This is a genomic window from Ruegeria sp. CK3 (assembly GCF_056536565.1).
The window spans coordinates 310,837-323,612 of the sequence record NZ_JBQFPV010000005.1; the positions used below are offsets into that span (position 1 = coordinate 310,837).

9 protein-coding genes and 2 pseudogenes are annotated in these 12,776 nt (G+C 54.8%); 9 read left to right on the forward strand and 2 right to left on the reverse strand.

Translation table 11 applies throughout. From position 1 onward, the window contains the following. Positions 1-136 precede the first annotated feature (136 nt). The 5 genes and pseudogenes from ACR0C3_RS09185 to ACR0C3_RS09205 form a co-directional block, all read left to right on the forward strand. Positions 137-307 (forward strand): annotated as a pseudogene (locus ACR0C3_RS09185) (LysR family transcriptional regulator); the annotation flags it as partial. A 39-nt stretch (positions 308-346) separates the two neighbouring features. Beyond that, positions 347-1,024, forward strand: a complete 678-nt coding sequence (locus tag ACR0C3_RS09190) for a LysR substrate-binding domain-containing protein (protein WP_480758179.1) — start codon at positions 347-349, stop codon at positions 1,022-1,024. A 648-nt stretch (positions 1,025-1,672) separates the two neighbouring features. Next, entirely contained in the window at positions 1,673-2,098 is a 426-nt protein-coding gene (locus ACR0C3_RS09195; protein WP_480758143.1) for a GFA family protein, read from the forward strand. A gap of 151 nt (positions 2,099-2,249) precedes the next feature. After that, positions 2,250-2,963 (forward strand): annotated as a pseudogene (locus tag ACR0C3_RS09200) (IS6 family transposase). A 392-nt stretch (positions 2,964-3,355) separates the two neighbouring features. Beyond that, positions 3,356-4,057 carry a DUF6629 family protein gene (locus tag ACR0C3_RS09205; RefSeq protein WP_480758144.1) on the forward strand — a complete coding sequence of 234 codons (702 nt, stop codon included), beginning with the start codon at positions 3,356-3,358 and terminating at the stop codon, positions 4,055-4,057. 168 nt (positions 4,058-4,225) lie between these two features. Here the strand turns inward: ACR0C3_RS09205 and ACR0C3_RS09210 are convergent, their stop codons facing one another. Then, on the reverse strand, positions 4,226-4,681 hold the full coding sequence (locus ACR0C3_RS09210; RefSeq protein WP_480758145.1) for a universal stress protein: 456 nt from the start codon (positions 4,679-4,681) through the stop codon (positions 4,226-4,228). A 1,202-nt stretch (positions 4,682-5,883) separates the two neighbouring features. Between ACR0C3_RS09210 and ACR0C3_RS09215 the strand changes: the two genes are divergently transcribed. The 4 genes from ACR0C3_RS09215 to ACR0C3_RS09230 all read left to right on the forward strand — a co-directional run bounded on the left by ACR0C3_RS09215 (position 5,884) and on the right by ACR0C3_RS09230 (position 8,984). Continuing rightward, complete coding sequence (locus tag ACR0C3_RS09215) at positions 5,884-7,254, forward strand: FAD-binding oxidoreductase (protein WP_480758146.1); 1,371 nt, start codon at positions 5,884-5,886, stop codon at positions 7,252-7,254. A 99-nt stretch (positions 7,255-7,353) separates the two neighbouring features. Next, on the forward strand, positions 7,354-8,082 hold the full coding sequence (locus tag ACR0C3_RS09220; protein ID WP_480758147.1) for an IS6 family transposase: 729 nt from the start codon (positions 7,354-7,356) through the stop codon (positions 8,080-8,082). A gap of 21 nt (positions 8,083-8,103) precedes the next feature. Then, complete coding sequence (locus ACR0C3_RS09225; RefSeq protein ID WP_480758180.1) at positions 8,104-8,511, forward strand: hypothetical protein; 408 nt, start codon at positions 8,104-8,106, stop codon at positions 8,509-8,511. Continuing rightward, entirely contained in the window at positions 8,451-8,984 is a 534-nt protein-coding gene (locus ACR0C3_RS09230) for a hypothetical protein (RefSeq protein ID WP_480758148.1), read from the forward strand. The genes ACR0C3_RS09225 and ACR0C3_RS09230 overlap by 61 nt, the downstream gene beginning before the upstream one ends. 20 nt (positions 8,985-9,004) lie before the next feature. Here ACR0C3_RS09230 and ACR0C3_RS09235 read toward each other — a convergent pair whose 3' ends face one another. Further along, entirely contained in the window at positions 9,005-12,385 is a 3,381-nt protein-coding gene (locus ACR0C3_RS09235) for a S8 family serine peptidase (protein ID WP_480758149.1), read from the reverse strand. Between the last annotated feature and the right edge of the window lie 391 nt (positions 12,386-12,776).

Below are 12,776 nucleotides of genomic sequence, written 5' to 3' on the forward strand. Positions count from 1 at the left end.
CTGGGTTTGATTTCTTTGGGCATGCTATGCGCAAGTTACACTCCAACAAAAATGAACAAAAACGAAATTTCTTTGACTAATTGGTGAAAAACTTTCACATATCGATCACGGATTAGGCGGTAGCGAGGTTACCGGAATGAGCATTCGGTCACTGCGAACTCTAATAGCAGTTCATCGACATGGTAGCTTCCGTGCCGCGTCAGAGGCGGAGCATCTAACCCCGTCTGCGGTCAGTCACCAGATGCGGAACCTGGAGGTCGCGTTGGGGCTCCAATTGTTTGACCGATCAGCCAAATCGCCCAAACTTACTCATACCGGGCTAACGTTCGTCCGAGAGGCTGCTGCGGTGGTAGCCGCATATGACGGTTTGGCGGAAAGGGTGAAGTCGAACAACGAACTCTTTGGTGAAATAACATTGGGCGCCGTTCCAACAACCCTGACTGGACTAGTGCCGATTGCGCTAGCGAGGCTAAAGTTCGTGCATCCGGATATCCATGTACGGATTGTTCCAGGCTTGACCAATCAGCTTTTGCTACAGTTAGACCGCGGGCAGGTTCAAGCTGCGATCATTTCCCGACCAGATGTTCTGCCAAACACGTTGGAATTCTCTGAAATTGTATCCGAAGAATTGGTGCTGCTAGTCTCGGAAAACACCCCAGATTTACCTCCGAAAGAACTGCTTGGTGAGTCACCGTTTATTCGTTTTACGCGTGATGCGGTTGTAGGAAGGCAAATCGAGACTTGGCTGCAAAGAAAGGGCATTGAAGTCAAAGACGCCATGGAACTAGAGAGCCTTGAAGCAATCTCAAGTATGGTGGCAGCTGAACTTGGAGTATCAATCATCCCTGACAGCCGCTTAGCTGCATATGACCACTTGCGTCTTAAAAGGATCCCCCTTGAACAGAACGGACCTAAGCGCATTGTTGGTTTGGCAAGTATGACCGCATCGCCTCACACTAAAATGATCGACGCAGTTACTGCGGCGCTATTGGAGGCAGCAGATGGCCAACGGGTTTATTCTTGAGTTGGCACTCTATTTGGTATCCACAAGATGTTTTCGACCACTTGAACTAAGAAAACTGGAAGTCAAAATTGGGCTTGGGTCAGTCACTAGCATGCAATTTGGAGAAAAACAGCTTCGAGCCTATAGAGAGCACACATCCGATGTCGTTGTGCCGTTTTGCAAAGTATCTCTGACACTGGCCACAAGTTAAATTCAGAGATGTAGAGGCAACGTACGGCCGGAAGAACAGTATTGACGCTCTTAATTTGCATTCTAATTCGCTGGTTACCCTTGCAAAAAAAGCAGACTGCCTTTGTAATCTAACATTTTAACTTTACGGTCACTTGCGGTCCAAGAGTAAGGTGCCCACGTTGCTGGTTCGTCGGTAGTGAGTGACGTTGAACCAGTTTCGTCTGTACGGCTTTAAACGCTGTCTAAGTGGGGCCTCGCGTGCGCTAGACTTTCCCCAACTCGGCCTCGCGAGGTTTCAGACACCGCTTGAGGGGTTCCCGGTTAACTTAGCGCCAGCTATCCAACCATCGCTGTCGGACGTCTTTTTCGAGCCCGAATTGACCATGAACTACGACGTTTTCTGCTTACGAAACGTCCAAAAGTATCCACCAAAAGAACACCAGATTTTTATGCTTCGGGAGGTTAGGAGAAAAACGAATGGTGACGCGCGGGTACTGTCTGTGTAAGAAAACTAGCTGGGCCTATCAGGGTGAACAAACATGGGCATGCTATTGCCACTGCGACGACTGCCGTCGGAATTGCGCCGCGCCGGTGGTTGCTTGGTTCGGTGTGCCGATAGAAAACTTTGAATGGACAGGTGATAAACCACGCACTTATGAAAGCTCTAAAGGCGTTTGTAGGCACTTCTGTGGAACTTGCGGGTCACCAATTGGGTTCGAAGCCGATCACTATCCGGGTGGTATGCACCTCTACGCCGCGTCACTCGAAAACCCGGAATATTTCGAGCCGACTTTTCATGTTAACAAGCAAAGCAAGTTGCCTTGGCTTCAAATGGCTGATGATCTCGACGCCTTTGAAGGCACATTATTACACACCCCAAACGACCCAGACGGATATCAGTAGATTGCGAAGCCACCGGAATTTCAAATGGCAGCTTCGTCCGCGGAGCATACACCTGTCGGGATTGCGTCAATGATGGCTTCGAGCCCAAAGCAGTCGGGAGGGTCTTGTCGGAAGAACTTTGCTTGAGCGGGGCAGGGCGGTTGCGTAGCATTTGCCCTCGATCAGACCTGCCTCTTTCAAATACTTCAAAACCAGCCCCGAGATCATCCGCCTTGCGGTGATGCTGTACATCCGATTCCCGCTCTCGCTTCGGAATGTCGAAGATTTGTTACACGAGCGAGGCATCGACGTGAGTCACGAAACTGTTCGGTATTGGTGGAACAGGATTGGCCCAATGTTTGCTGCTGAAATCCGAAGAAAGCGTGTTCAGCAATTGAGAGTATACTCCAAATGGACGTGACATCTGGATGAGGTTTTCGTGAAGGTGAATGGCATGCGGTATTATCTTTGGCGGGCCGTCGATCACTAAGGCGAGGTACTGGAAGCCGTTGTCACCAAACGCCGAAACAAAGCTGCAGTACTGAAATTCCTCAAGAAATTGATGAAGCTATACGGTAACGCGGAAGCCGTCGTCACGGATCGCTTCGCATCGTACCGGGCCGCTCTAAGAGATCTTGGCGCTACCGAAAAACAAAGGACGGCCAGGTGGCTCAATAACCGCGTCGAGAATTCACACCTGTCGTATCGACGACGCGAACGCGCGATGCAGCGTTTCAGGCGCATGCGAAGTTTGCAGAAATTCGCCGCCGTCCACTCCTCCATCTACAACCACTTCAATCAGGAAAGATCGCTCACCAGCAGAGACATCTTCAAGCTGACACGCACCGCCGCTCTCGCGGAATGGCGCGAACTCGGTGCGGCATAACGGGCAGCGTCAATGGCCTAGCCGAGACTGGTTCGAACTTGTCTGACAGCACCCAACCGCATACGTAGTCGAATGTACCAACGCCACTAAAGCAGCAGGAAATAAGAATATCGGCATTCCTTGGTACGTCGGAAGAAAACACAAAGCCACTAGGCTTTGTAACCAACGTCGTCGCAGACCCGGCCGCTGAGATTGCCGACGCTGAACAACCAACATTCTACTGGTTGGTCTGACTTGACTGGTCCGAATTTACCTTACAGCACCGTTTCCTAAATGGTTGGCCGGGCAACTGACAATGCCCCCTTTAGGCGGCACAACGCAGTACTTAGAAATGAAAAAAGTTCTTTGCTTGAACGACTTCAGCTATGTAAAATGGTAGAGGTGGTCTAACCATGTGTTTCTCATCACAAGCCAGTTTTGTAGCCGGTGCGGCGATCATTGCCTGCAGTGGTCTTACGATACGTTTGGCGTTGCAAATGGGCGAACGATTTCTTCCGCTAGCCAGCTTTCCTCTTTTCTTTGGGATTCAGCAATTGTCCGAAGGCTTCTTGTGGGTGTCCATTGATAACCCTTCGGCAAGCCCGTCATTGGCAGCTGCGTTGACGTTTCTCTTCTTTGCCTATTTTTTTTGGCCGTTTTGGGTGCCGCTGTCCGCGGCGTCGATTGAAGGTGACCGGCTTCGCAGGCTCATATTCCAAGGGATCTGCGGAATTGGATTTTGCTTTGGCCTATTGCTTTACTTACCAGTCTTGTTGTCACCAGAAAACCTAGATATTAGCCTCACTCAACACTCCATTCATTATGACAATAAAGAAACGTTCCCGTCCGAAACTACGAGGAACTTTGCACGTGTTTTCTACGCTTTGTTGATCTGCGTTCCGCTTGTCGGATCGAGCGATAAGGGTTTGCGAGGTTTCGGGTATCTAATTGTCGTTTCCGTTGCTTTTGGGTTCTTCTTTGCTTCTCATGCATTCACGTCAATCTGGTGCTTCGTTGCGGCTGGTTTGTCTGCGTATATCTACTTCGTTTTGAAGTTTCACTACTGGGAGGTAGGCCGTTTAGCTAGGCCCGCCAAAGGACGTGGGACCTTTTGAGAAAGGCGCTTTAGTGCGTGCAGCGGGTTTTCGTAGCCTCAGCTTGTAAACAGAAGATCGCCAGTTACGCACTACAAAACCGGTCCCGAGATCGTTCGTCCGGCGGTCAACCAGCAGGTTTCTCTGCAGAGTGCTCGTTCAAAAAACGCTGATTCCGGTGGAGGCTTTTCAGTGGGCGAGGAAGACCGGCAACTTGGTCTGTTCGACCATCGACCGGGTCGTTCCGCCCAAAACAGTCTGGATCATCCGGGCCTGACCGTATGCTCCCATCACGATCAGATCTGAGCCCGCCTCCGCCGCGCGATCCAGAATGACATCGGCGACGGCACGTCCACCGCTGGGATACTGTGTCAAGGTGACCTTGCATCCATGATGGCTGAGCCATGCGGCCTCATCAGTTCCGGGGTCCTGCCGGTCACGGTTAGGCGTAGTCACAGGATCTATGCATCCTACAATCACCTCGCGCGCGTCCAGCAGATGCGGTAGGGCGGCATGAACTGCAGCAGAAGCGGCCGCGCTGCTGTCCCAAGCGATAAAGATGCATTCGGGCCTTCGTGCCAAATTGGCATTGATCCGAAATCCGATTGGTGAGTGATACAAAACGCCGGATGCCGCTTCGGTCATCAGATCACGGGTCTCTCGTAGATTTTGAGAAAGGATTGCCTCATCGCAGACGCGGGCAAAACGCGCAACGATATGTTTGGCATCCAAGCTTGCAGTAAGGATGGCCTGAACCTCCCCCGAGGCGTTTCTCTTCGCGAGCAGCTGTTTAATAGCATCACATCTAGATTTGAGGTTAGTTTGCGCGGCGGCTACGGTTTCCTTCCAATCGTCCGGAATACTCAACCCGCCATACGGCGGAACCGAGTAGGAATAAGCAGGCAAAGCAGGGACCACATCAAGAATAAGGCACAGCAGATGATGCTCCTCTCTTTTGCGGCCATTTCCGAAACCTTACCGATCTCGCGGTCCTCGGTTGTAACATTCATAGCGAAAAGTATGGTTCGGTGTTTCATATGGGTCTCCGTTGAAGTCTGGCGCCAGTCGGAGGCCTGCCATTGTACGATGAATTGTACATCGGCCATGCGCCTTTCATCGGTGTATAGAATTCTAACCTGTCAATTCTCCCATGTACTTCGGAAGGGAGGAGCCGACACGGAAAGCGGTCACTCGCCTTCTGTCTCGCAAACGAAGTCTGTTGTTGCGCTGACGCGGCTAGTATCAAGCAGAGCCCAATAACCGCTTTCGACTAAGAATCCGCTTGGAAGCACAACGAAAGTTATCACGCTAGCGCCGCGCTCGCCGAAGCTCTCTGACCTGTGGCACGCAGACAAACCGTTTCGTTGGTCATTGCACTTGAGCAACCATGTGCGCTTGATGTCGTGGTCATCCCAGGTAAATACACCCTGATCACCGGTAATGCTGTAAGTGTGATTTGGGCTGTCAGGGTGAGTGCAAGACATCTCCAAAGACACTGCCGCCGTACTAACAAGCGTCAAAGCGGTCGCGGATAGAATGATCCTTTGTAAGGTTGACATGCGTCCATTGTGCATCGCTGCTGTTGCGCCTTGCAAGCTCTCCAAAACCTATGAGCCGTTGGTGGCATCGGCCTCTGCTGTGAATGTCTGCTCCGTCCGCAGAGTGCTTGTTCGGATCTACTGCAACGAAGGTCCGCTTCGAGCATAGAAAGGACACTTGGTTTTGTCCGCGACTTTTCCCACCGCGAAGGCTGTGCCTCGGGCAGCAATCTAATGTCCCTCATCATCGGAAATTACCTGGTTTGGCCCATTTGTGGTATTCTTCTGGTATCATAAAGGGGGGAAGACATGACTGCTAAATCACCAAGTGAGCTTCGCGACCTTGTTCATGGCGCCGTCTTTACGCCGGAAGACGATGGCTATGAAGACGCCCGCAGCGTTCATAACGGCATGATCGACAAGCGTCCTGCAGTGATTGTTCGCGTGGCGAATGCTGGCGACGTTATGATGGCGGTAAGATATGCCAGCGACAACAATCTAAAGCTAGCCATCAGAGGTGGCGGGCACAGCGGGCCGGGTTTCGGTACCGTCGATGATGGTGTGGTCATCGATTTCTCTGGAATGCGTGGAGTAAGGGTGGACCCTGTGAAACGCACGGCACGGGCTGAGGCGGGCGTGACCTGGGGCGATATCAATGCCGCTACACACGCGTTCGGACTTGCCACTCCCGGTGGGATTATCTCGACAACGGGTATAGCCGGTCTGACCCTTGGTGGCGGTGTGGGCTATCTAACCCGCGGCTTCGGCCTTTCGGCCGACAATCTGATTTCGGTGGATGTCGTGACGGCCGACGGCAAATTGGTGATCGCGAGCGACGACGAAAATGCCGATCTGTTCTGGGCGATCCGAGGCGGCGGCGGCAATTTCGGCGTATGCACCTCGTTTGAATATCGGCTGCACCCGGTCGAAACGGTCTATTGGGGGCCAATGTTTTATGAAGTGTCCGAGACCGAAAACATCCTGAAGTTCTTCCGCGAGTACATCAAAGACGCGCCGGAACAGATGGGTGGATTTCCGGCGTTCCAAGTTGCTCCCCCGCTCCCGTTTATTCCTGAGGACCGACACGGAGATATGTTTGTCGCACTTGTAGCCTGTTGGGCGGGTGACCCAGCAGAGGGTGAGAAGATGTTCAAGCCCTTCCTCGACGTTGCAGAAGTCAAGGCAGAACATGTTGGCCCGGTACCGTTCCCGGCAATTAACGCGGCATTTGACGGTCTCTTCCCAAAGGGAATTCGCCAATATTGGAAGGGCAACTACGTCAAAGAATTGACCGACGCGGCTATCGCTGAGCATGTAAGACACGGACCGAATGCCCCGGGTGTCAGCGCCTCGATGCACCTTTATCCGATTGATGGCGCGTGCAAGCGAGTTGCACCCGATGCGACCGCTTTCGGGCACCGCGATGCAAACTTCTCGATGGTGATGTTGGCTGCTTCGAATGATCCCGCGGATGACGAAAAGAACATCAAATGGGTACGTGATTATTCTGATGCCTTGGCGCCGCATTCCGAACAGGGAGGCTACATCAACTTCATGGACGATGATGACGGAGATCGGGTGAAGGCTAACTATGGTACGAACTACGACCGGCTCCTCTCGATCAAGCGGCAATATGATCCTGGCAACCTGTTTAGCGTGAACCAGAACATCGTGCCGTAGCTGGCATTTAGCAGGATTCGACGCACCTAAAACGCCAAGTGGAGTCTCGTCAGATTAACTGTGCTTAAGCAGGGCAGAGCGGTTGCGCAGCGTTTAGAAATGAAAAAACCTGCCTCTTTCAAGTACTTTAAAACCAGCTCTGAGATAATCCGCCTTGCGGTGATGCTGTACATCCGATTTCCGCTCGCGCTTGGGAATGTCGAGGATCAGGTGCATGCGCGAGGCATCGACGTGAGCCACGAAACTGTTCGATATTGGTGGAACAGGTTTGGCCCTATGTTTGCTGCTGAGATCAGACCAAAGCTTGTTCAGCAACTGCGCGCGTTCTCCAAATGGGAGTGGCATGTGGACGAGGTTTTCGTGAAGGTGAATGGCGATCGGCATTATCTTTGGTGGGCTGTCGATCAAGAAGGCAATGTGCTTGAAACCGTTGTCGCCAAAGGCCGAAACGAGGCTGCAGCAATGAAATTCCTTGGGAAATTGATGAAGCGGCACGCTAACGTGGAAACCTTCGTTACGGATCGCTTCGCCTCACACAGAGCCGTGCTCAGAGAAATGGGTGCACTGGAAAAACAACAGACGGGCAAGTGGCTCAACAACGGTGCTGAGAACTCTCACCTGCCGTTCCGAGGAAGAGAACGAGCCATGCAACGTTTCAGGAGTATGCGAAGTCTACAGAAATTCGCCTCCGTCCATTCCTTCGTCTACAATCACTTCAACCAGGGAAGATCGCTAGCCAGTCGAGACACCTTCAAGCTGACCCGCGCCGCCGCTCTCGCCGAGTGGCATGAACTTGCTGCGTTAAAAAAGGCAGCTATACTGGCCTAGCTGAGACTGCTTCGAGTTTGTTTGATAGCAACTCTCGACACGACCGAGATCAACAGCCTTCTGGTGATGGAGTTTGCGCTGGTCTACGCCAACGACTGGTTCATGTTACCTCTGACCATGCTTGCGGGATCTGTTGCAAGGACGCGTGGACTAAACGTGACAAACGTCTTTGGCGAACGGCTCTGGATCGAGGCAGCAAGCAAGGGCGATGATCAGGACTGGCAACGCTGGTCGATGTATAACCTCGCCACACACGGGTCCGACGACATTCCCGCCGATACCATCCTCCTGTTGATCCCCTCGGCCCCGAAAATCCACGAAGGGCGCGCGCCGGAGGCGGCAGAGCTGATCCGCGATGAGATGACAACATGGTTTGGGGGTTCGAGACCTGTGTGCCGTTGCCCCACGGCGAAAGCCGATTTGGCCTAGGGGCGGGGCACGAAACCCGGCGCTACTTCAAACGTCTGATCGACGAGGGTGGGCCGTTGCCTGAGCCGCCCGATCCTTTGGAAAACGACGCCGCTTGGCGCTACCACGTCATAACTCGCGTGCCCGAGAACTGGATCCAGTTTATCCCGGTGCATGTGCCGGGCAGCATCCGCGAAATTCAGCTGCGCCGCGCTGCGATGCCCCGCCTGATCGACGGTGACCCGATCCCGCCGGAGCCCATCAGGTCGCGCAGCGACCTGCTGCGTCACAATCTTGGCAGTGGCGATCCCTACGATTTCCACGAAGAGGAAGTCCCGCGCGCTGGGATCGAGGTCAGTCAAAGCTTCCAGCGGACCCGCTTGTATGGTGGTGCGGTTTTCACAAGGTTTGGTGTGCGCAAGCAAACAGGGCGCGGCGAAAAATCAAGTGGCCTTCGCTTTGATCAACTTCGCCGCAAGCGCCGATCGACCTGACCGCCGCTTGCCCGCTCGTGTCAGCCCTTTGGCTTGTCGATCCTTAGGAGCGTTGCTGCTGATCCACTAACCGAACCATCCTCCTGACGCTGGATCATGACAATCTCATATTCGCCAGGCTCTGCTTCTCCGGTCTGAATGCCCCCGATGATCATCGGCACCAGTCGCCCCGGGCCCGCGCAGATCGGTACCCTGATGCGATGCAGCGGCGACAACAGGATGACCTCGCGCCCCTCATGCACACCGCGTCGCCACGGCGGACGCACAGACGGGCGAACGGCGGTCAAAGTGTCGTTGATCACTGACGGAAGACGACCGGTGATGCGCTCGCGCAGCACTTTGTTTTCAAACAGATCAGACATCCTCAGGAGTCGGCCCAGCCGGTCATTTTCAATCCGGAATGGTGTGTCGGGGCCCTGATCCTCGCCCCGCAACACCTGGCGGGTCAGCGCCGGATCCATGAGATCAAGGAACAGCTGGACCTGTCGGGGCAGACGGCCCCGGTTGATCTCGACATGGACGCACTTGGCCCGGTTCTCGATATTGCCGACAACGGCAATCGCGCGGAAATCAGCGCCCGGCGCGGTATCTGCATCGACGATTGAGATGTTTTTCTGCGCCAGGTTGTTGTCGTCCCAGACGTGATTGCCAGTTGGTGTCGGCCCATCATGGGGCGTAATTTCCGCCAGAAGGCACGGGTGCCAGTTGACATCGCCGCCCGCCGTTGGGACCGTGGCCGGCGGAACAAGCCCAGCGGGCCAGGGCACAACGACGGATTGGTCCGCCCCGGGGGCGACCCCCGTCACCTTGGCCTCTCCAATGAAATAGGTGCCGGGCACCATGGGCGAGGGCAGGGGATCACCTGGCCCGTTGGTTGGTTGCCAACTGGTCGGATAGGTGAACTCCAATCCCGGGAAATGCGCGATTGAAATGCGGACCCATGCATCAAGCGAGGCTGTGGTGCCATTGTTGACGACGCGCAGACAGATCCAGTTCTGTTGCCCGCGGATCGGCGCCTGATGCGGCCCGGCGACGGCATAGCTGGCCGGGAAGGCCGCCGGATCAGTGTCTGGGTCAGAGGTCCGGCACCAGATATCAGGACTGTTCCAGAACTGGCCGATCGTTGCGACCGATCCGCTGTCGGACAGGTTGTCGCGGATGACAAGGTCTCGGTTGGCCATGTTGTCGATAGCGCCCTGCACGGCCGCCGCAGCATCAAGCCGTCCATAGCCGTACCAGCCGCTTCTGACCGGCGCCAGACCAGAGGTTACCGACGGGTCGCCATTGATATCAAGCCATTGCCCGGTGGGATCGGTATTTGTGGGATCAAGCTTGATCGCGGTGTCACGCATGATCTCTCGCGCTTCGATATGGGTCAATCTCGGATCTGCAGACAAAACAAGGGCGCCGATCCCGGCTGCCAGCGGCGTCGCCGAAGAGGTGCCGCCAAAGTTGTTCTTGTGATTGGCGGGGCCGGTCACAACAACATCACCTGAGGCGTGATCATTCATCAGGCCGCCTCCCCACCCAGAGAAGCCACCGACCCAGCCCTGAATAGTCAGGGTGTTGGTACCTGCGTTGACCGCCGTGACCTGGGCCGGTTCGCTTCCCAACGCGCCAAACGGTCCAAGATGAATAACCGCATTGACGGCAAAACCTGCGGTACTGGCAACGGTAATTGTCGTGGCGCCAGCACTAGCCGCTGCCGTCAGCGTGGTGGTTGCCGTAATCCGGCTTGGTAGGTTCCCCGCGCCCAGATGCGCCGAGGACCAAGGCATGAACCCGGTATTGGGGTTGTGAATCGTTCCCAGCGCATCCTGCGAGGGGGTACAAAAATCAATTGGACCCCAGCCGGAATAGGGCCCCCGGATCTCGGTAGTGCCGTCATCGTCCAGCGACGATGCCGCAATCGCGATGCACTTTTCATACGCCCCATAGGGCCGCCAGGTGGTGATGTTCATGTTTTGGTTGCCGGTTGAGAAGAAACAAAGCGTCCCCTTTCCGCCGCGCCCAAAGGTTGTCACAAAATCCAGCGCGGCCTGCGCGGTGCCCGAAAGCACTGACCCGGCCCCTGGTGTCAGGCTGCAAGTGATGACATCCGCGCCCTTCGCCGGAGGTGCGGCCGGAAATCCCGCCAGCGGACTTTGCGGATCGAAACCGGCCATCCAGATATACTGGTCAGCCACCTCGATATCGACATAAGGCAATCGACCCGCAACCAGCATGGTCTGCACATTCGGAGCTGACCCCACCACGCCCCTGGCCCCGAAGGGGGTCGGATTGTTGGCCATCGCAACAGATACGCCCGCAACACCGGATCCGTGATCGTCCCAAGGCGCATCATTGTTGGCCACCATCAGTTCAAAATCGAAACTGGTAAGGACTTTAGGCTGGCCGTTCGACAAGGTGCCGTCATAGTCCGAGTTGGTGGGCACTCCACCTGCTGTCTGGGTGCCGGAATCCCATACAGCCAACAGAATATCCGGGTCACCAAAGGTATCCAGCCCTGCGTCCTGAAGGTTCTGCCATGCATCCTCCAACCCGATCAGCTGGCGGTCCCAAAGCCCTGGCCAAAGGGTGTCCCCGGGGGTGATCGCATCAAGCTCGGGCGAGACCACGACGCTGGGCTCGGCCCATTCCACATCCTCGCGCGCGGCAAGCTTTTCGATCACATCCGGCAGCTCATCGGGGCTGCCGTCCCACTCAAGTACAAAGGCACCATCGGCATAAACAAGCCCGCGCTGGACGCGAAAGCCAAACTCGCGGGCGATCTTGCGAACCTCTTCGATCCGTGGGCCTATGAACTTCACCACAACTTCACGGGTCAGAAAGCTGAACCCGCCTTCTCGGGTTTGCACCACTATACCGACATGCTCGATGGTCTCGGCGCGGGTCAGTTGGGCAAGGGCTTCACGGTGGTTTGCTGACCCGACCCGAAACAGCCGCATCCCTGCACGACGAGCCAGGTCAGGGATTTTCTCAACGGCCATTCCAAGGTCAGCAGCGATATCGTCGACTTCGCCACCCTGATCGCGAAACTTGCGATAAAGTACTACACCGATCAGGTCCGGATCTGCGGTGATCGGTACTCGGACTTTGCCACGAAAATAGGTCCGCGCGCCTTCCTCCCCCAGAATAAAGATCTCGTTGTTTTCGCCGTCGCCCACAAGGGCGCCACGTACCTGTCTTTCCATACCTGATTGCGTAACGGTCAGCGTCACCGGCCCCGGTTTCAGCTTGCGGGCGATATAGTGACCTGTGGGCTTGTCAAAAGGGACACTAACCTCTTCACCATCCTGACCACCGGTTCGCACCACAACCTTGGAATTCGGCTGAACCTCGTCTTTGGCGTTTACCACTAGAATACGCAAATAGGCCGGAACACGCTTGTCTTCTGACATCGGGAAAACTCCTTGCAAGAATTGGCCGTTTTGGCCATAAGTATTTAAAAAATATACATAAAGATATGTTCATTAGATCGACTAAAATACGCCGATCTGTTCAAATAGATTATCACAAGTCACGACGATTCTCAATCTTGTCGCCTGCCACCCGTCACGGTCAGGGGCCGGTTCGGCGCCGCTTCAGCGCCCAGGCAAAAAACGCCTTTGTCGCGGGCGCGCGATACGGCGTATTAGGCGCATGCGAACTTTGTAGAAATTCGCCTCCGTCCATTCCTCCTTATTCAACCACTTCAACTAGAAAAGATCGCTAGCCCGCCTAGAGACCTTCAAGATGACCCGCGCCCTCGCTCTTAGCGAATAGCGTCAACTTTGCTCCGGATAGGTTTGC